The following is a 19764-nucleotide window of genomic DNA, read 5'->3' as shown; positions in this document are numbered from 1 at the left end:
GCGGTTATTCAGATCGTAGAGCAGGCTGCGGCCCGCGCGCGTTGAGCGCAGCATGGACTTTGCCCGTTGAAGCAGGGTGCGAATGCTGCGGCTGAGGATTGTATTCATCGCGACGTCCGTAGGTTTGCCGTGGTCGGAAGACCAATTTGCGCCAGTCCGGCGCCGATTCCCGATTGTTCAGCACGAGCATGAACAGCCGGTGCGAGCCGCTCTGTTCGTTTTCGCACAAACCTCAAGCGCAGGCATCGGTATGCCGTTAAAAAACGTGATAGACATCTCAAAATGTTCGCTTTCGCACAGATCGATTCCTCCAACGCGTCTACATTCGCAATCGCAGCCTCCGGGCTGTCCGAGGCAGCCTTTCGCGGGCTGGCCACAACATGCGCATCCGCCGGAGAACACTGGTCATGACGAATTTCAGTACGCGAGTTCTCCTTCTGTTTTCGTTGCTGGCATCGACGCTTTTGGTCGTGGCCTGCGCGAGCGGGCCTCGTCCCGACCCGGTTCCGCCCGCGTCTACTTCCACTATGGCGGTCGAGGACTATCGCATTGGTGTGGACGATATTGTTCAGGTCAGCGTATGGCGGCGGGAGGATCTGGGCGTCACCGTGCCGGTGCGTTCGGACGGGATGATTACGGTTCCGCTGATCGGTGACATACGTGCCGGTGGGCTGGAGCCCAGCGAGGTGGCCGAACGCGCAAAGGTTCTGCTCTCCGATTATATTCGCGACCCGCATGTCACGGTAATCGTCACTGAGCTTCGCAGTCATGAGTACCTGTCGCGGATCCGGGTTACCGGAGCCGTCAGAACTCCCGTTTCGCTTCCTCACCGTCAGGGCATGACGGTTCTTGACGCGGTGCTGGCGGCCGGTGGCCCCAACGAATTTGCGGCCGCCAATCGCAGTGCGCTCCACCGGCACATGGATGACGGTTCAATCAAGAGTTACAAACTGCCGCTGGGCCGCATTCTCGAGCAAGGCGACCTCAGTGCCAACCATGTCCTCATGCCGGGCGACGTGATTACGGTTCCACAGCGTCACTTCTAGGATTTTGCCTATGAATCAGCTGCCAAACGCGCCACAGACTCTCCCGCTTGCTGAATACATACCCGCAAGCCTGCGAGAAACCCGGCGACGTTTCCTGTTTCTTGCCTTCGCTTTTTCATTTATCGCGCTGACGGCGTTGGTGGTGGCCAGTGCCTGGCCAAAACAGTACCGCTCATCAACCACCATTCTGGTTGCCGAAGACAACATCATTCGACAGCTCATGGACGGACGAGCGGTCCCGACGAGCATCTACGATCGTGCTGGAATCGCCCGGGAAGTGATCTTCAGCCGCAAGGTGATGGACGAGATCCTGCTCGCTGGAGGATGGCTCGCGGAACATCCTTCGCAAGCCCGGCAGGAAAGAATCTCTCAGGAGATAAAGCAGCACACGACGGTGGGTGCCCCGCGGGAAAATCTTATCCGGATTGAATATCAAGACAGCGATGCAGCGCGAGCCCGCATCGTTGTCGAGCGATTCGCTGCCCTGTTCATGGCTGAAAGCACAGAAGCCAAGCAGCGCGAAAGCCGGGAGGCTTACGAGTTCATCGGTCGCCAGGTAAGGGCTTATCACGCGATGCTGGTAGATTCCGAAAAGCGGCTCAAGGCCTTCCGTGACGCCAGCCTGGATGCCCGGCCAGGTACCGGGAGCGATGTCGACATGCGCATTGCCGAGATACGATCCGGTATAGAGCAAATGCAAATCGAGCGTAGTGAGCTGATGTCGAGAGAGGCCTCGCTTGAGGACCAGCTCAAAGGCCTGGACAGCAAAGCCGGCCTGCAGACTTACCAGGGAATGCTGCGGCAGCGTATCGCCCTTGCCCGGGACGAGCTGGACTCGCTCCTGCTCGAGCTACAGCCGCGCCATCCCGATGTCGTACAGGCCCGCTACCGGCTCGATGATCTCAAGGCCGAGCTGGAGTCCTCGGAAAATCGGAGCGAGACACAGATTGATGGATCGGGCTTCCAGCAAAGCATGGTGCAGCAAGAGGTCAATACCAATCTGTCTGAAGTTCGCACCGCTGTGGCGGGGCTTGACTCCAGGATTGCTGCCACGCAGCGCCTGCTTGATGCCGAGACCGAGCGCGGCCGGCGGGTAGCGCAATCCGACCTGCAGCACGCCGAGTTGATACGCGATCATGACGTCAACAAGACCATCTACGAGGATCTGCTTAATCGCCTGGAAAACGCCCGGCTGTCGATGCGGCTAGATGAGATGGGGCGTGGGCTGACCTTCAGCATTCACGAGCCGGCAGTGGAGGCAGTCAGGCCCTCGGGACCGAGATTTCTCCACATGGCGGCTGGCGGTCTGATGGCGGCCATTGCGATGCCGCTCGGGCTCCTGCTGCTGCTCGTTCGTGTCGATCCCCGCCTGCGCTCCCCCGAAGCGATCGAGCGCACAACGCAGCTGCCGCTGCTCGGCACCGTACCGCGCTATTTAACGCCTCGGGAGCGCCAGCGGCTCAAGACGCGGGTGGTGGTTGCCGTCCTGCTTGTGACAATCACACTGACGGCCTACGGCGTTGCTGCCTGGCTGAGAATCATGGTGAACGCATGAAAACGGAAAATCGGATTGACATCTCGGCCATCGATAACGGCGAGCCGATTCCTGCGCGGCACACAATCTCGCAGATGTCGGAAGAAAAGCTTCTGCCGGCGCGCGTGCTCGAACAGCGGCGGCTTATTCACGCGTCCATGAAGGACCCTGAACAGGTCGACCGAGTGCGCGACCTGCGAACCAACGTTCTGGCCAGAAGCCATGATCACAACCGCGTGATCATGGTGACCGGAGTCAGCGATGATAGCGGCGCCAGGAGCCTGGCGCGAAATCTGGCGGTATCCATTGCTATGGATGAAGAGCGGACGGCTCTGCTCATTGAGTGTGATCATCGACACCCGGCCCTGGCTGATGACTTTCACCTGCCCAAGCGTTCTCCGGGCCTGCTCGACTTGTTCGGCACCGACATGCACAACGTGAACTCGATTATCTACCCGAGCGGTGTGGAACGGCTACGTTTAATTCCGGCCGGCCGAAGCGGTCAGCGCGGAATGGAATTCTATGCCTCGGTTCGAATGCGGGCGCTAGTGAAAGAGCTCCGCTATCGATACGATGATCGCTACATTGTCATCGATGCGCCTCCGGTCCTTGGTGCTCCGGATGCGCGCATCCTCGCTGAATATGCAGACCTGGTCATCCTGGCCGTGGGCGAGGGCCGTCATCGGCCCGAAGTGATCCGCCGCGCCGCAGCCAGGTTGCCGCCGGAGCGGTTTGCCGGTGTCGCCTTCAGTTATCTGTCATGAGCACGCCCGCGGCAGCCATTCGAACCTGCTGCCCGAGGCCATCAGTCCGGCGGCACCATACCAGCTGCATTGCTGTCGGGTTGATAGCGGCGTTGGCTGCCAGCGGCGCGTTGTGCCAGCAGACGCCTGGCGCTGAAGATGCACCTCCTTATCGCCTCGATCTCGAGCTGGGAGCTGAGTACAGCGATAACCGGAGGCGTTCCGATCCTCCGGGACCGGACGACACCGCGCTGATTCCGCGGCTTGTTCTGGACATCGGCCGCAGCTCTCCCAACTGGCAGGCCAGAGGTGCAGGATTCGTCGAATATCGCGACTCGATCGGAGGCGACTTCGAAGACGAGTTCCGGGCAAACCTGGCAACCACCATCGATTGGTATCTGGTGCCCGATTCGCTCACATGGGCCTTGCAGGATGTTGCCAGTGTCGAACCGATCAATCTGTTCGCCGTTGATACACCCGGCAACCTCCAGCAAACCAATGTGCTGACAACCGGCCCCACCTGGCGGCTTCGTTCCGGCCAGGCCTGGGAAACGCTGTTCGACGCCCGGTTCATCAATAGCTATGCCGAAGAGATCGATGCGTTCAACAGCGACCGTTTCAGCACCTCGGCCCGCCTGCTTCGCCGCCTCGCTCCCAACCGTAACGGTTCCGTTGGTGTGGAATACACAAACGTTGCCTATCGAGATGCGCCCAATGATCAGAATGACTACGAACGTATCGATGCAGTCGCTCGTCTGCACTCAGTCCAGGCCCACACCGAAATCGATATAGCAACAGGCTACACCTGGCTCGACCCCGACGTTCTTGAGTCCAGCTCCTCGCCGCTGCTGCGGTTCACGCTCGCCTGGCAAGTCCGGGACCGAAGTAATCTGAGGCTCAGCGGCCGCCACGAGCTGTCCGATAGCGTGCGGCAGTTAGCAACCGCTATCGATGGCATCGATTTGCCGCTGACCACGACAACGCGGCTTCCAGTGGGCGCTGAACTATTCGAGCTGACCGAAATCGAGTTGGGCTGGCAGCAGGTGACGCAGCGGGGAGAGTGGTCGTTGATACCGTCCTGGCGCGACTACGATTTCGAGTTCTCTCCGGAGCTTGGCTATCGTGAATTCGGAGCCAGGCTGTCCGGAAACTGGCGGCTGACGCCGCGGCTGTTTTTCCAGTCAACGTTCGAGTTTGAGCGGCGCCGATTCGATCTTGGTCGTCGTCGTGATACGGACTATAGCGCTGCCGTATTTATCGGTCGACAATTCTCGCCAAGGTGGTCGGCACGCGCAGGAGTCATCAGAGATCAGCGCGAGAGCTCTGCTGAAGGTGACGACAGCCGGGAAAACATTCTGGCCGTCTATCTCACGTTTCATGCCGGCGGGTAGGTAAGCATGGGTATCTTCTTCCAACCAGCAGCCGTCCGCCAACTAACAGCCCGGCCGTCGCAATCGCCAGCCAATGCCTCTGGCGGACCGATGAGGATCTTGCTGATTACAGACACGGATCTGGCGCAGCGTGGCGGCAGCGAACGGTTTCTCTCCCACTTGCTCGAGCGCCTGGATTCATCGGCGTTTCATATTGATCTCATCCAGCTTGATTGGGTGCCCGGCCTGGATTCCGACAGCTCGTCTCGTCTCTATGCAAAAGGTCACCTGAAGGTTGAGCATCGGCCTGTCGGCGCGATCTATTCCCCACGAGCCTGGAAAGTCTGGTGGGAGCTGTTGGGGCGAGTCAGGCAAGGGCAATACGACATCATCCAGTCGCAGCACGAAAAGGCCGACTTGCTCAACGCCTTTCTGCCGCGGGGGCCGAACCGGCTTCTCAAAATCAGTAATCGCAGGGACACGGGGTTTCAGAAAGGGGCGGCGCTTCGTTTGTTATTTTTACTGATCAACCACCGCTTCGATCGTTTCATCGCGCCTTCGCGGGCCATTCTGGATCAGCTTGAGCGAAGCGAAGGCGTCGATCCCGGCAAAACCCGCTGCTTGCCCAATGGCGTCGATTGCGAGCGCTATCGTCCCCTGGATAAAGTGGCCCGGCAAGCGGGAAGGCTTGATCACGGGCTGTCACCAACCGCCTATCTGATTGGTTGTGTCGCCCGCCTCGTCCCGGTCAAGCGACACGTCGATCTGATTAAAGGGTTTGCTGCAGTCGCAGACCGCTTTCCGGATGCCGAATTGGTTCTGGTTGGCGGTGGCCCGCTGAACGAAGAGCTTGAACGCGATGTTCACCGATTGGGTGTCGCCGAGCGGGTCCGGTTTTTCGGCGAAGGACAGCAAATGGAGCAACTGCTTCCGCTGTTTGACGCTTTTGCGCTGGCTTCATGGACCGAAGGGCTCTCGAACGCCATTCTTGAAGCCATGGCTTGCGGGCTGCCGATCGTTGCAACGCGCGTCGGCGGTAATCCGGAGCTGATCCAGGACGGTGTCTCCGGCCATCTCGTGGCCCCCCGCTGCCCCGAGGAATTGGCCGATGCCTTGTCGCGGCTGCTGGGGCAGCGAGAACAAGGTCGGGAGATGGGCCGTGCAGCGCGCTTGCGCGCTGAGGTGGCTTTTTCCTTGCCGTGCATGATTGATTCATTCACTGACTACTATCGCGCGGTCGACAGCGCGCTGAAAACATGAGCATTCCGATCATTCATCTGCGCTCCAGCACGGGCCTGTATGGCGCTGAACAGGTTGTGCTCGAACTTTGCCGCCATCAGCTGGCACTGCAGCCAGATACACGGCTGCTGGTCTTCCAGCCGGCCGGCGCCGACGAGGTTGACCTGATACGGGAAGCTCGTCGCCGGGGTTTGCCCACACAGCCCCTGTCGTGCCGTGGCGCGCTGGATCTCTATGCGATCATCGAGCTAAGGAGACGGTTGCGGGAATGCTGCGTGAATGCGCTGGTCGTTTTGCACTGCCACGACTACAAATCAGTCGTTTACGGCGGGCTGGCCTCGGCCGGCCTTCCGGTGGCCCGGGTGGCCACGTTGCACGGCTGGCTGGAGGGGGGAGGGCGCCTGCGGCTTTATCACAAGCTCGAGGCCAGGATGCTGCGCCATTTCAGTCGCGTCTGCGCCGTCTCACCCCTGATCGTCAACCAGTTGATCGAGCAAGGCCTGGATTCAGCGCTGATTCGACGCGTGAACAATGGCATCGATACCAGCCGTTATCGGCCGCAGTCCGGCGTCGGCAACCCGCACCGCAACAAGTATCTTTCCATTGGCACGGCTGCACGACTTTCGCCGGAAAAGAACCTCGGCCTGCTGATTCGGGCAGTGGCAGAATGCCGCGAGCGCAACCTGATACTGCATCTTCAGATCGTGGGCGAGGGGCCGCAGCAGGCGGAACTGGAAGCGCTGATTGAGCAGCTGCAGCTCGGCGAGCAAGTTGAATTCTCCGGCTGCATCGGCAACCTCGAAGGCTGGTACCCCACGCTCGATGCTTTCGTTCTTCCGTCGCTGCGCGAGGGTATGCCGATTTCCATACTTGAGGCGCTGGCCTGCGGCTGCCCCGTGATCGCAAGCAACGTTGGCGCCATACACGAGCTTCTTGACGGCATCAGCGGCTGTAAAGTGGTTCCGCCCAATGATCTGCAGTCGCTGGTCGAGGCGCTTATGGTGCTCCCCTGGACGCCGGGCCCGCTCCTTGAGGCAAGTGATCGCATTCACTGCCACTACTCCGGAAACCACATGGCCTCGCGCTATGCCGGAATCTATCGCGAGGCGGTTTCAGCATGACCGCCTTTGCCCAGGGTTCCGTAGCCGCGCCGCTACAGCAGCAGCGAGTCGGTCGAGACAACTGGATCCTGATCCTGTATGTCGCTCTGATCCCGCTTCAGAACATTTACCTGCAGTATATTCCCAGCGCCGGTAAGGGAATCAATTTCATCAACGTCATGTTTGCCGCCTCGCTGCTGATGGCGTTTCATTGCCGGGGTGGCCTGGTTCGCGGCAGTGGCGTCAACGGCTGGGTCATGGCCTACATGCTGTTCGGGACATTCGCGCTGTTCAAGGGCGTGTCTTTCGTTGCTGAACCGGAAGGGCACCTGGAGTACCTCAAGGATCAATTCATCGCCGTCAGCTTTCTTTTTCTGGCGCAAATGAGCGTGCTTGACTGGATTGGATGGCGGCGGCTGTTTTTTGCCTCACTGGTTCCGCTTCCCTACATGATTTATGTAGTTCGGGACCAAAGCGCTTCGATCAATGCCTGGCACTACACGGACTTCCTGCGCATCAACGGCACATTCATGGAACTGGGCGCGAATGAAATGGGCGCATTTTTTGTCACCGCATCCCTGGTGGCAATGGGAGTGGTGGTCGGCATGCAGCGACCCGCCCGCTGGCGTCTGTTCTGCCTGGCCGGCGCCATTCTGGCTGCCATCGGTGTGGTGCTGAGTTATTCACGAACGGCCTACGTTGCTGTTCTGCCCGCGGCACTCCTGCTGGTACTGCTTCCGCGCTACCGAATGAGGCTGATCATCCCGGTAATACTGACCGCTTTACTGTTGCCCATATTTCTTCCCCAGGCCGTCATTGAGCGCTTTGACACGATTTCGCTCGAAGAGGGCGAGCGCGACGAAAGTACCGACGATCGTTTTGCCTTCTGGAATCTCGCCGGCGAACAGATCGCCAAGCGGCCGCTACTTGGAACGGGCTTTCACACCTTCCACCACGCCGAGATCAATCCCCTGGAGATGGATACGCACAATTTTTTTCTGCGCGAGGTCGTAGAGAAAGGCGTGGTCGGCGCACTGATCCTGCTGATCATGTTGCTGAAGATTCTGCGCATGTGCTGGCGCTCGTTTCGAATTGCCGTGCCGGGAACGCTCTACTACGGGTTCGCCGTCGGCTTGCTGGCTGCATTCGTTGCGCTGATGATCGGCAATGTCTTCGGAGATCGCTTCACTTATTACCCGATGATCGCGCACTACTGGCTTTATGTCGGGCTGGCTTTGCGCGGCTTGCAGCTGAGATTTGCCGAGATGGCCGAGGCGGGAGATTATGAGCGCAACGCCTGACTATATCGCGCCTCTCGGCCGCGTCATCGTTTTGATGTATCACGGGCTGTATTCCGATCGCGATGGCCCCGGGCGCTTTGACCCACGCTATAGCGTGCGGGCCGACGACTTTCGCGCGCAGCTGGAGCAGATTCGTGAAAGCCGGGTGGTGGGCTGGCGGCCGGCGGCGGGTGAGCCCGGGGTTGCGCTATCTCATCCGGGCAAGCGCAACACGGTGCTCATCACCTTCGATGATGGTGACGTGAGTTGGGTAGAGACCGCGCTGCCGCTGCTGCAGTCGGCGGGGCTCGGCGCCGTTTTCTTCGTGACGAGTGACTACGTTGGCCAGAAGGGCATGATCAGCGCCTGCGGGCTCCGAAAACTTTCCAGTGCGGGTATGGGCATCGGCTCCCATGGTGTCAGCCATCGCTTCTTGAATACGCTGTCGCCGGCTGCGCTGGAGTGCGAGCTGTCTCAAAGCCGGGATTTCCTGGAGCAGGCGATTGGTCGCCAGGTGTCCTTGCTTTCCCTTCCTGGCGGCCGCGGAGGCCAGCGCGAGCTCGAGGCAGCTCGACAATGCGGATATCGTGCCGTGTTCGGATCGCAGCCAGGCAACAACAGCGCCACGCGACCCGGGGGCTTGATCGAGCGCATCGCCATCACGCGTGATGTGACGCTCGAGGAGTTTCGGCAGCTGCTCGACTGGCGCGGCCCAGCAGCCTGGCGTATCCGGGCGCGGCACGCGGCACTCCGCTGGCCCAAGCGCCTGCTGGGTGACCGCGGGTACGACTGGCTTCGAAACGCTTGGGTGCGTTGAAAATGATGCTGGCGCTGATCTGCCTCCTTGTGCTCGTGACCTGGACTTTTGTTGCCTATCCGGCGCTCGCCCTGCTGCTCGCCCGGTCCAGAACGGACGCGAGTTCGATTCGATCCCCGGGGTCAGGGCCTGCGGTGACGGTCGTCATTGCCGCGCGAAATGAAGCGTCCCGGATCGGTCCCCGAATCCGTAACCTGCTGGCCAGCGATTTTCCCGCCGAAAAACTTTCGATCCTGGTCGTCGACGACGGGAGTAGCGACGGTACCTGCGAGGCTGTGCGATTGATCGGACACGACCGGGTTCGCCTGCTGTCCTTGCCGATGCCTGCTGGCAAGGCGGCCGCCATCAACCTGGCGATGCAGTCCGTCAACACTCCGTTGACCGTCTTCGCCGATGCCCGGCAGCGATTCGATTCGTTGGCGATTCAACGACTGTCGGCCCCGTTCTCCGATCCGCTGGTGAGCCTGGCAGCCGGCCGCCTGGCGCTGGCCGAAGGCGAGGCGGCCGGGCTGTACTGGCGTCTGGAAACGGCGCTGCGCAAGGCGGAAGCACTGCTGGGCTGGTCACACGGAGCCAGCGGAGCGATCTACGCGATTCGCACGTCCAAATTTATTCCCTTGCCCGCCGGGCTGCTGCTCGATGATGTCTGGACACCACTTCAGATCGCCCGCCAGGGCCTTGATCTGGTTTTTGTCGAGCATGCCCTGGCAATCGAGCCAGAGGCCAACGGCAGTGCGGTCGAATTTCGGCGCAAGCTACGCACATTGAGCGGTAACTGGCAGCTGATCGCCTGTGCACCATGGCTGCTTTCCCCCTGGCTCAATCCGGTGTTCTTCGCTTGGTTTTCGCACAAGTTTCTTCGCCTGATCGCACCCTGGGCTCTGGCAGCAATATTCCTGGTTTCTCTGCTGAGCGTTGTGCGCGATGGCCACGTGCTCGTCCAGCTTTTGTTCTGGGTTCAGCTGATAGCCTATGCCGCAGGCGTCTTCGCGATGTCGGCTCCCGACCTGGCTCGCCGCATTCCGCTCGCCACGGTGGCGGGCAGCTTCCTATTGCTCAATGTGGCTGCCCTGGTGGCGTTGCCGGCATGGTTCAGCCAGCGGCATGCCGGGCAGTTCTGGAAAGACTGATGGCGCGGCTGCTGTTCGTGACCGCGCGCGTGCCGTTCCCGCCTCGGGAGGGGCATCAGCTGCGCAGCTGGCACCTGCTGCGCGCCGCCGCGGCGCAGCATCAGGTGACGCTGCTTTCTCTTCGCCGCGCCGACGATCCGGTTTCGCTGCCGCCGGAGGTAACCGGACTGCTGGCGGACTGGGAGCTGGTCGATCTGCCCGCACTGCGGGGCCCGCGGCACCTTCTGACAACGGGCATGCGCTGGCTGCTGACGCGTCGCCCGCTGCTTGATCTTCGCTATCGCCCGCCCGCGCTTGAGCGTGCCTTTCAACGCCGGGCGGCAGGCGCTGATCTGATTCACCTGGACATGCTCGCGCTCGCCGGCCTGCTTTGGAAAGCACCTGCAAAGACGCCGATCATTCTTAACGAACACAATGTCGAATCCAGGCTTCTGCGGTCGCGGCTGAAACTGGAACAGCGCCGGTCGAGCCGGCTATTGCACAGGCTGCAGCTGCTGGGGCTGGAAGCGTTTGAACGGCGGGCCTGCCTGAGAGCCACTGCGGTTCTGGCTTGCTCGGGCCTGGATGCTTCACAAGTCGAGCGACTGGCGCCGGAAGCAAAAATAGCCGTCATACCCAACGGCGTCGATACGCGCGAATTTTCCATCCGTCAGAGCAATAATCCAGGCCGGGAATCACTTGTTTTTGTCGGCCAGATGAGCTGGTTTCCCAATCGTGACGGCATGGAGTATTTCGCCCGCGACATTCTGCCGCGTCTGACCCAGCGCGGCGAGCTTCAGGTCGATGTTGTGGGACGGCACGACGGCCAGCTCGTGGCTGGAGCAGACCCCCGGCTTCGGTTTCATGGTTTCGTCGACGACCTCAAGGAACTGGTCCGGGAAGCGGCGGTTTTCATCGTGCCGTTGCGCGCCGGCAGCGGCACCCGCCTCAAAGTACTCGAGGCGATGGCCCTGGGAAAGGCAATCGTGAGCACAAGCAAGGGCGTGGAAGGCATCGGCCTGACTGAAGGTGAGAACGTGCTGCTGGCTGATACGGCACAAGCATTTGCCGCTGCAGTGGAACGACTGCTTGATGACCCCGATCTGCGCCGCCGTCTCGGACGATCGGCACGCCGCGTAGCTGTTCAGCGGTTCGACTGGAACACGATAGGCCTGCGCCTGCAGGAGGTTTATGACGAGGTGTTATTCACCCGACGCTCGCCCAGCGCGTGCGATGAGGCGGTAATAGATCCCGCCAAATAGCTCATAAAGGGCGCGCTCCGATTTGTCGAGCGACGTTGACTGCGGCCAAAGACCGGCTGGGCTGGTGACCGGCACATAACGGCTGTTCAGCGCCCAGGGGCAGACCTCGAAGCCCTCCTGTTCAAAGGCCCAGCGCGCGCGCGGCAGGTGCAGCGCGCTGGTGGCCAGGATGATCCGGCGTGATTTGTGGCGCAGCAGGTAGGCGACTTCCAGCGCGCTGGTGCGCGTGGTGGTCGATACCTTCTCCATGATCGGTTGCGGTGAGCCGGGATTCATCTGCATCAGCAAGGCTGCGATGATTTCAGCTTCGGGAATACGGAAGGGCCCGCCTCCGGAAACAATCAGCGGCAGCTGCCTGGGTGGGTTCGACGCCTGCAGCGCGACGATACGATCCAGCGTTTCTGCCGTCAGAGCCCCGAAGTCCTGTGGGCCATGGGGCGGGCGCCGCAAGCCGCCGGAAAGAAACACCACGGCACCGGCCCCTGGGCAGGCGGTTGGCATTTCAGACGCCGCTGTGGGCTGTGGCGACTCTATGGCCCGGACCAACAGGTTTGCCCCCAGCGGCGTGGTCAAACCCAGGCCGAGCACAAGCCCGACAAGCGCACTGATCAGCAGCCAGCGGCGCGCCGAGTGCAAAGCGAGGGCGGCCACGGCGGCGCAAACCAGCGCGAGGTTAAGCGGCGAGTAGAGCGCGTTCACGATCTGCTGCGGGCCGCCACGACCCGGCGGATGCCGGAACGCAGACTGTTATCCAGGCTGGCCCATACGAGTGCCGGCAGGGTGATCGCGACTGACCCTGCCGCCAGCCGTGGCAGAGCATCCTCTGCGCCGAAATAATCTACCGAACCGAGCAGGAGATACATTGCTGGCGCGAATGCCGCGGCAGCCCCCAGCCGCCGCCAGTTCGGCAGATAGCGAAGCTCGGCCGGGCATTGCCACAGCTGAACCGCCGCCAGGAAAACATGGCTGAGAATCGTGGCGGCCACGGCGCCGGCCACGCCCCACAGAAGGATCAAGGGGATATTGAGCGCGATGTTGAGCACGGTCGCTGACAGAGTGATGAGAAAAAAGCGTAGAGCGCGTCGCTCCAGCAGCAGCCCATACTGCGCAATGGAGAACAGTGAATACCACGCCAGGGTCATGGCGATGGCCACGAATACGGGCGCGGAGGCTGCCTTGTCCTGTCCGGCGAGAATGATGAAGAAGTCCTGACCAACGCACAACAGCAGCGCCGTGGCCAGAGCCACGGCAAGCACCCATACCTCGAGCATGTCGCGCTTGAGTGCCACGATCGACTCGGCGCCTTTGGTGCCATAAAGACGAATCGCCGTCGGTGTGAACGCCTCGTTGAGCGTCTGGCCCATGACCGCAGTTACCGCCATGGCCAGCCCGAAGCCGATGGTATAGATGCCGACCTCGGTAAAGCCGCCTACCAGGCTGCGCAGCAGAATGCGATCGGTAAACGCAAAGAGCACGGAGGTCAGCTCGGTAAGCATCATCGGCAGTCCGAAGGCCAGACCGGCCATGACCGACGCGCGCTGCGGAGTCCGAGCGTGGCCCCGGTACCAGCGCGTGAACCACCAGCTCAGCCAGGCCGCAACCAGGACGATCACCAACAAGCGCGCGCTGAATACGCCCAGGGCGCTGCGCTCGATGAAAGCGATCGTGACAAGGATCAGAGCAACGTCGCTCCAGCGCCAAAGGGCCTTGACCCAGACCCGAATATCGGAGCGCTCCAGCGCATAAATGATCGCCTCGACGTAGCTGCACCAGATCAGCAGCGGCAGCATCACGATCAACACCTGTAGCACCGGTTGCTCGTCAGTGGGAAAACGGTCGATCAACAGGAAGATGACCGCCGCACAGACCAGCCAAAGAACCAGCGACATCGACAGCGGCACAAGCATGTGGTTGCTCGTGAATCGGCGCAGCGCCGAGACCCCGCCGGTGTGCGGGTAAAAGCGAAGAATAGCGTGTTGAGTGCCCAGCTTGAGCACGCCGGCCACAAGCAGAAGCCAGGCCTCGTAGTAACCGAGAATACCGAACTGATGATTGTCGAGCAGCCGGGTCATGAATGGGAATGACACGAACCCTGCCGCGATTGTCACGACATTGCCGCCGAGGTAGCGGACGTAGTGCACCAGCAGGCCGGAGCGTTTGTTTTCGGTCAGCGCCATAACGCCCCCGAAGCACGCGTTCCGGCCGGAGGCATCCGGCTTGTGTCGGCTGGCGCACAGATGCAGCGCATATTGCCGGGCAAGCTGGCCGAACTCAATGGCTTCTGGCGCCCTCTGGCTTTGATATGAGCGAACCTGCCCCAAAACGTGCCGCGTTGCGCGCCGACTACCACCGCTATCTGGCCACCATGAGTGGTTTGCACCGCCCCTGGCGGGCGCGCCTGGCGGCGGCTACCGAGTTCGGCTTCATTGCTATTGCCGTTTATCGCTTTGGCCGCCTGGCCCGACGCATGCGGCCGCGCTTGTTGGCGTTGCCCCTGAAACTGGTCTACCGCTTTGCCAACTTTTTTGTCCAGGTTTTGCTCGGCATCAGCATTTCGACCAATTCGCGCATTGGCTCCGGCTTCTACATCGGCCATTTCGGCGGCATCATCGTCCACGGCAACCTCGGCAAAAACTGTTCGATCGGTCAGGGTGTGACCATCGGATCGCGCGGCGCCGGCCGCTCCAACGGCTATCCGGAAATCGGCGATCGGGTTTATCTGGGTGCCGGGGCGATGGTGGTCGGTCGAGTTCATGTCGGTGACGATGTTGTGGTCGGTGCCAATACCGTGGTGGTCTCCGACGTTCCCGCCGGCTGTCGGGTTGTCAGCGCCCAGGCGCGTATTCTGCCGCCGCGCGCTGATACGGACGAGAAATCCCCGCGGCCGTCAGCATGCCGGTTAGAGTCCGTTGACTCGGTACGATAACGAACACAGAAGCTCACCCCGGCAAGCGGAGAGCGAGTGCCGGAGCGGGGCGTCGACTTCAACGCCTGCAGGAGCCGCAGTCGGCCGCCGGTTGATCGGAACCGACGCGATCGCGAAACCCGCCTGTCGCAGTATTGGCCGGTGCGGGCTCAAGAGCGCCGACGGATCCGCCCCGGCCGGCGGACGATCGCGGGCGGCCAAGGAAATCGGCATCGACGCGCGTGTTCGCATGAGCCCGCCCGATAAGTGGGCTGTCGGCTGTCGGCGTCGGGTCGAATGCGCCGATAGTCGTGCTGGTGATGCCGGGATCTGCAAGGCAGCGTTGTCCGGGCGTGCAGGCGCTGTGGTAGGCGCGGCTGACGAGGTTGGAGGACCACTCTACGTCAACATCTTCCTGGTCACTGTAGAACAGGCAGCTTTGCCGCGGCTGGCCGTGGGCCGGCTGGCCGACGAACAGATTATTGCTCATCAGGATACGTCCTCCCGCAGAGCCGGCGCTGCTGACCAGGCAGTTGCCTTCGCCGGTGATGGTGTTGTTGATCAGCGCCGAATCGATATCAGCACCCAGCCCGAGAAAGACCGCATCGCCGGCGGCGCGGCAGTGATCCGACGGCGCAAAGTTACCCTGGCCCACAAACCGCGCGCAGCTGCCGATGATCACGGAGTTGCTGATGAACGCACTGCCGGAAACCTTGACCTGGTTGCCGGCATTGCCCTCGAACAACGAGGCATTGATGCGCACTTGCGTGTCCTCGTCGAGATAGAGCAGGTCGAGCCCGTCAGAGGTGTTGTAATGGACTCGCGCGCGCTCGAACACCCATTCGCCGCCACTTTGAGCCGTACCCAGCCCGTCGCCGTAGCCGCCATTTGCCTGGGCCCAGCAGCCGGTGATCTTCCCCTGAGGCCAGGTCTGGATACAGCCGTTGTAGGCGATCTCCACGTCCTCGAATTCGAGCCGCCCGCTGTTGGCGCTGTGCTCTCCGACGTCGCCGTCCCATCCGGCCCAGCCGTTGGCAATGATGCGCACGCGCTCAAGCCGCCAATCGGAAAGCCCGCCGGCGAGTACGCCCTGGTTGGCCAGGCCGTGGACGTGCAGGTCGCTCAGGATGATATCCCGAGCGCCTTGTGCGAACAGGCCGGTCGAAGCCCAGTCGCCGAAAGGTGGCTGGTCACGCTGGCAGGCAGCGACCGTGCCTTCACAGCCGCCACCGTGGCAGTGAAATTCGATACAGCCGGACCGGTCAGTGATTTCCAGGCAGGCCAGGCGAGCGTGGCGGGTATCTTCGAGATTGATGATCATTGCCGCGCGTTCGCTGCCCCACAACTCGGGTGCCTCGGGGCAGCCGGCATCGTGCCCGGCACCAAGCACGCGCGTGGGCTGCTCGGCCGTGCCTGCAGGCAGCGGCGGCATATGGCAGTCCCAACTGTAGGCCGGATTGCAGCGTTCACTGCCCGGCGCACCGATGCCCATGCGGTAATCTCCGGCGCCGATCACCAGAGTGTCGCCGCCGGCCAGGCGCGGCTCGCCACCCGGCGGCAGAGCGAAGAAAGGATGGGCCCAGGCACAGTTGCTGTCGTTCTCCCGGGCGCGATCGAACCGGCCGTTGCATTGCCTGGCGCTGCCGCCGTCGGGGCGCACGAAGTAGGTGGCCGACCAGGCGCTGTCAGGGACAAGGGCAACGGCTGCGGCCGACAGGATCACTGCCAGCACGGCAGAGCCAGAGTGGGTGGTGATGACTTTCCAGTCTTTCAGCCAGGCGGCGGAAACGGGCATGAGCAGACCTGTTGGCGAGACCGGAAACCAGTCTTGCACAGTCAAGCCCTGGCGCTTGGTGCGGCCAGGCACACAGTCGGGGAAAAGACCGTGTACACGCCGCTGATCGGGCGCCCTCTCCGAACTTCAGCGGCAGACGCTGCCGCCGTCCGGGTTGTCAGCTCATGGCGCGACTTCATCGGCCTGCGCCATGAGTGGAACGAGCTGGCGGCACGCGTTGGCGACCAGGTTTTCTACCGCCATGAGTTCATTGCCGGCTGGCTGAGGCACTTTGCCGGCTCGTCTTCGCTGCAGATCATGATCGTGCCCGCCGGCGACGGGCACCTGATCGGCGTGCTGCCGCTGGTTGCCCGGCGCCTGTCGGTTTGGGGCGTTCGACTGCGCGCGCTCCACAGCGCTTCCAACCATCATTCCGGTCGCTTCAGCCTGCTTGCCGAGCAGCCAAGCGAAGTGGCCGTGCGGCTGCGCCAGGCGCTGATCGACACCGGGCAGGCCGCAGGCAACCAGCGAGCGACCCATGCCCTGTGTTGAACCGAACTGCAGTCCGCTTGCCATTGAGCGCCTGACGACGACGGCCGGGCTTGCCAGCCTCAAGGACGACTGGCAGCGGCTTATGAGCACCGGTGATCTCGATCCGTTCAACACCTGGGAGTGGCAGGCGGCCTGGTGGCACAGGCTGGCGCAGGGCAGGGCACTGTGGCTGCTGGTGGCAAGGGATGGGGGCGGCGAGATACGAGGCATCGTGCCGTTGAGTCTGGAGAAGACCCGCATTGGCCTGATGCCCGTGCGCCGTCTTGCCTTTTTGGCCGACGAGCTGGTTGGCAGTGATTATCTCGACGTTATCGCTGCGCTCGAGTGGCGCCCGGCGGTCACGGCGGCTGCTGGTCGCTGGCTCAGGGCCCGTGGGGATGCCTGGGATGTGATCGAGTGGCGCGATATGGACACCGAATCCGATACTGCCAGACAACTTGCTGCCGCTCTTGGTCCGGATTTCATCGGCGAGTCGCTGCAGCAGTGGGTCTGCCCTGGCACCGCGCTGGCGCCTGCTGAAACCTTTGATGACTTTCTGGCACGAACGCAGCGCGAGAGCAACTACCGGCGTCGGCGGCGCTGGCTGGAGCGTCAGCCCGGTTTTTGCATTGATAACTGCGCTACCGGTTCCGGGCTGGTCGACGCTCGCCGCGAGTTCTTCCGCCTGCACGATCTGCGTTGGGCCCGCTCAGGCGGTTCGGCCGGCATTCCCGATGAGCCTGCGCGCGCTTTTCATACCGAGGTGACCGATCGCCTGGCACAGCGCGGCCAGGTGCGTTTCTACACGCTTCGAGTTGACGGCCAGGCGATCGCCAGCGTCTACGCGCTGATTGCCAACGACACCTTTTACTACTATCAGTCGGGTATGGATCCGGCCTGGCGGCGCCGCAGCGCCGGCCTGGTGTTGATCGGTGAAACCTTTGCCGATGCGATCCGCCTGGGCCTGCGTCGCTACGACTTTCTGCGTGGGCCGGAGGCCTACAAGTCAGACTGGGTCGATGGTGAGCGCCGGCTCTCGCGCTGGCGCTTCTATCGTCGTCGCGGCGGTGGCCGGCGCGCCTGCCGTCTGGATGCCGGAATAAAGACCGGCAAACAGCGGGTCAAGCAGCTTCTCGGCATCAAGCGTTAGCGAAAACGGTCGCCAAAGATTCGATCTGATGGTTCCGGCGGGCCAACCCGCTCGATGGCCCCGATGTCGGGGCCGCCGCTGACGCCACGTGTCACGCCGAAGTAATCGTGGGCCGGCGCCAAGTCCGAATTCGCAGCATTGATCAGAGGGCTGGCTTTCAGCGGGTTACCGTCAAATTGCGTGATTGAGGCATTGCGAACACCGGGCGAGCCGCGGCACAGGCTGTTGCCAGGGCAGGCACCATGGCGCGCGTTATGGATAAAGTTGTTATCCCACACCAGCTGTTCCGAGGCGCCTGAATAGTACAGGCAGCTCTGCTGGTCGGGATTGTGCCAGTAGGGTGTGGCGATCACGAGGTTGTTGATGAAGCGGATGCGCGAGCTGGAGGTGCCACCGCCGCCGCTGATTACACAGTTGCCCTGACCGATGATAGTGTTATTGATCAAGTCTGTACCTGCGCCAGGTTCAAGGCCCACAAAAACGGCATCTCCCAGGGCGCGGCAGTGATCGCCGGATAGCATGTTGCCATCATCACGGAAAAAGCCGCAGTTGCCCACGATGACCGAGTTCTCGATCAGGGAGCTGTTGGCAACCTTGATCTGGTTGCCGGCATTGCTGTCTACCAGGGTCTGTTTGACGGTCACTCGGCCGTTGCCAGCAAGATAGAGCAGATCGATGCCGTCCGAGGTATTAAAACGAACCCGGCTGCGTTCGAAGATCCAGTGCCCACCGGTCTCTGCCGTGCCCAGGCCATCGCCGTAACCGCCCCCTTCCTGCGCCCAGCAGCCAAACTTCTGTCCGCCGGGCCAGCGTTCGGCGCAGCCATTCCATGAGATTTCAGAATCAACGAACCGGATCGTGCCCGAGTTGGAGCTGCCGCTGCCGATGTCCCCGTCCCAGCCGGCCCAGCCGTTGGCGATGATTTTCACGCGCTGCATGGTCCAGTTGTGCAGCCCGCCAGCCATGACTCCGCGGTTGGCCATGCCGTGAATATTCAGATCACGCAGCACGACGTTCCTTGAATCGCTCGCCGTAAGGCCGGTTCCGGCCCAGTCGCCGAACGGCGGGGACTCTCTATTGCAGGCGTCCACTTCACCACTGCATCGGCCGTTGTGGCAGTGAAACTCGATGCAGCTCTCGTGATCGGTTACTTCCAGGCAGGCGACTTCGACGTTCGAGCTGCCTTCAAGGCTGAGTATGTGTTTGGCGCGCTCGGTTCCCCACAATTCCGGTGGATTGGAGCAGCCGTTGTTGTGCCCGGCCCCCAGAATACGGGTTTTTTGCGAAGCGGACGGACCGCTGGGAATGGCTGGCATGACACAATTCCAGGGCCATCCAGCGCTGCAGCTGCTCGAGCCGGGTGCGCCCAGACCGATGCGATAACTGCCGCTTCCGATAATCAGCGTATCGCCGCCATCGATGCGCGATCCGCCTGCCGGCGGTAGCGCTATGAAAGGATGTTTCCAGGCGCAGTTGCGATTGCTCCCGCTGCCGGGATAAGCGCTGTTGCCAAGCCCGTTGCACTGACTGGCTGATCCGCCATCGGTGCGCACGTAGTAAGTTTTCGCCCAGCTTGTTGACGCAAAAAGCAGCATCATCAACAGGACGAACGTCCAGCAAATCCCCCTGAAAGATCTGTGGTTCGGTGTCATCGTTAGTTTCTCGTTCGGGAACGGGCGGGTAATCCTCACCGCGCGGGTATTCACAAAGCGCTGGTAAGCGCCTGATCATGCGGTGCTAAAAGTATTTCATCGGGGGTGTTGACAAACCATGGTTTCATCGTTGAGTTTGTGTTCGATGTGAGTGGAGCGAGTCGCGCTCTGGCCATGTTTGCGTGATGTGTGGCACAGTTTCCGGGGCCGTACAATGCAGTTTGCGGGTTTCTCGCCTGGCGCTGCTGCGCG

17 protein-coding genes are annotated in these 19764 nt (G+C 61.8%); 13 read left to right on the top strand and 4 right to left on the bottom strand.

Annotated elements, in window-relative coordinates; genetic code table 11:
- Positions 1-407 precede the first annotated feature (407 nt).
- The 10 genes from ACEWQZ_RS11425 (at position 408) to ACEWQZ_RS11380 (ending at position 11500) form a co-directional block, all read left to right on the top strand.
- Entirely contained in the window at positions 408-1046 is a 639-nt protein-coding gene (locus ACEWQZ_RS11425) for an XrtA/PEP-CTERM system exopolysaccharide export protein (RefSeq protein ID WP_476483219.1), read from the top strand.
- Between the two features lie 10 nt (positions 1047-1056).
- The gene (locus ACEWQZ_RS11420; protein ID WP_476483218.1) at positions 1057-2601 is read left to right on the top strand and encodes an XrtA system polysaccharide chain length determinant; all 1545 of its coding nucleotides are present in this window, start codon (positions 1057-1059) and stop codon (positions 2599-2601) included.
- A gap of 104 nt (positions 2602-2705) precedes the next feature.
- Entirely contained in the window at positions 2706-3344 is a 639-nt protein-coding gene (locus ACEWQZ_RS11415; RefSeq protein ID WP_476483217.1) for a P-loop NTPase family protein, read from the top strand.
- Positions 3341-4714: a porin family protein gene (locus ACEWQZ_RS11410; protein ID WP_476483216.1), complete on the top strand. Its 1374-nt coding sequence runs from the start codon at positions 3341-3343 to the stop codon at positions 4712-4714. Before ACEWQZ_RS11415 ends, ACEWQZ_RS11410 begins: the two co-directional genes overlap by 4 nt.
- A 6-nt stretch (positions 4715-4720) precedes the next feature.
- The gene (locus tag ACEWQZ_RS11405) at positions 4721-5953 is read left to right on the top strand and encodes a glycosyltransferase (RefSeq protein ID WP_476483215.1); all 1233 of its coding nucleotides are present in this window, start codon (positions 4721-4723) and stop codon (positions 5951-5953) included.
- Complete coding sequence (locus tag ACEWQZ_RS11400) at positions 5950-7053, top strand: glycosyltransferase (RefSeq protein ID WP_476483214.1); 1104 nt, start codon at positions 5950-5952, stop codon at positions 7051-7053. Before ACEWQZ_RS11405 ends, ACEWQZ_RS11400 begins: the two co-directional genes overlap by 4 nt.
- 236 nt (positions 7054-7289) lie before the next feature.
- Positions 7290-8333: an O-antigen ligase family protein gene (locus tag ACEWQZ_RS11395; RefSeq protein WP_476483213.1), complete on the top strand. Its 1044-nt coding sequence runs from the start codon at positions 7290-7292 to the stop codon at positions 8331-8333.
- On the top strand, positions 8317-9129 hold the full coding sequence (locus tag ACEWQZ_RS11390; RefSeq protein ID WP_476483212.1) for a polysaccharide deacetylase family protein: 813 nt from the start codon (positions 8317-8319) through the stop codon (positions 9127-9129). Before ACEWQZ_RS11395 ends, ACEWQZ_RS11390 begins: the two co-directional genes overlap by 17 nt.
- Positions 9130-9131: 2 nt before the next feature.
- Entirely contained in the window at positions 9132-10259 is a 1128-nt protein-coding gene (locus ACEWQZ_RS11385; protein ID WP_476483211.1) for a glycosyltransferase, read from the top strand.
- Positions 10259-11500 carry a glycosyltransferase family 4 protein gene (locus ACEWQZ_RS11380; RefSeq protein WP_476483210.1) on the top strand — a complete coding sequence of 414 codons (1242 nt, stop codon included), beginning with the start codon at positions 10259-10261 and terminating at the stop codon, positions 11498-11500. Before ACEWQZ_RS11385 ends, ACEWQZ_RS11380 begins: the two co-directional genes overlap by 1 nt.
- Here ACEWQZ_RS11380 and ACEWQZ_RS11375 read toward each other — a convergent pair.
- Positions 11441-12199 (bottom strand): YdcF family protein, encoded by a 759-nt coding sequence (locus ACEWQZ_RS11375; protein ID WP_476483209.1) that lies wholly within the window; start codon positions 12197-12199, stop codon positions 11441-11443. The two genes, ACEWQZ_RS11380 and ACEWQZ_RS11375, sit on opposite strands and share 60 nt — an antisense overlap.
- The gene (locus ACEWQZ_RS11370; RefSeq protein WP_476483208.1) at positions 12196-13677 is read right to left on the bottom strand and encodes a lipopolysaccharide biosynthesis protein; all 1482 of its coding nucleotides are present in this window, start codon (positions 13675-13677) and stop codon (positions 12196-12198) included. Before ACEWQZ_RS11370 ends, ACEWQZ_RS11375 begins: the two co-directional genes overlap by 4 nt.
- Before the next feature lie 125 nt (positions 13678-13802).
- On the opposite strand from ACEWQZ_RS11370, the gene ACEWQZ_RS11365 reads away from it, so the two are divergent.
- Positions 13803-14426: a DapH/DapD/GlmU-related protein gene (locus ACEWQZ_RS11365; protein ID WP_476483207.1), complete on the top strand. Its 624-nt coding sequence runs from the start codon at positions 13803-13805 to the stop codon at positions 14424-14426.
- Positions 14427-14484: 58 nt separating this feature from the next.
- Here ACEWQZ_RS11365 and ACEWQZ_RS11360 read toward each other — a convergent pair whose 3' ends face one another.
- Complete coding sequence (locus tag ACEWQZ_RS11360) at positions 14485-16200, bottom strand: right-handed parallel beta-helix repeat-containing protein (RefSeq protein WP_476483206.1); 1716 nt, start codon at positions 16198-16200, stop codon at positions 14485-14487.
- A gap of 90 nt (positions 16201-16290) precedes the next feature.
- On the opposite strand from ACEWQZ_RS11360, the gene ACEWQZ_RS11355 reads away from it, so the two are divergent.
- Both ACEWQZ_RS11355 and ACEWQZ_RS11350 read left to right on the top strand, forming a co-directional pair.
- A complete protein-coding gene (locus ACEWQZ_RS11355; protein ID WP_476483205.1) occupies positions 16291-16731 on the top strand; it encodes a hypothetical protein in 441 nt (146 codons plus the stop codon).
- The gene (locus ACEWQZ_RS11350; RefSeq protein ID WP_476483204.1) at positions 16718-17860 is read left to right on the top strand and encodes a GNAT family N-acetyltransferase; all 1143 of its coding nucleotides are present in this window, start codon (positions 16718-16720) and stop codon (positions 17858-17860) included. Before ACEWQZ_RS11355 ends, ACEWQZ_RS11350 begins: the two co-directional genes overlap by 14 nt.
- Here the strand turns inward: ACEWQZ_RS11350 and ACEWQZ_RS11345 are convergent.
- Positions 17857-19566, bottom strand: coding sequence for a choice-of-anchor Q domain-containing protein (locus ACEWQZ_RS11345; RefSeq protein WP_476483203.1), 1710 nt, complete (start codon positions 19564-19566; stop codon positions 17857-17859). The two genes, ACEWQZ_RS11350 and ACEWQZ_RS11345, sit on opposite strands and share 4 nt — an antisense overlap.
- Positions 19567-19764: the final 198 nt, after the last annotated feature.

The organism is Wenzhouxiangella sp. YN1, from assembly GCF_056324145.1.
This window is presented reverse-complemented; position numbering and strand designations above follow the sequence as displayed.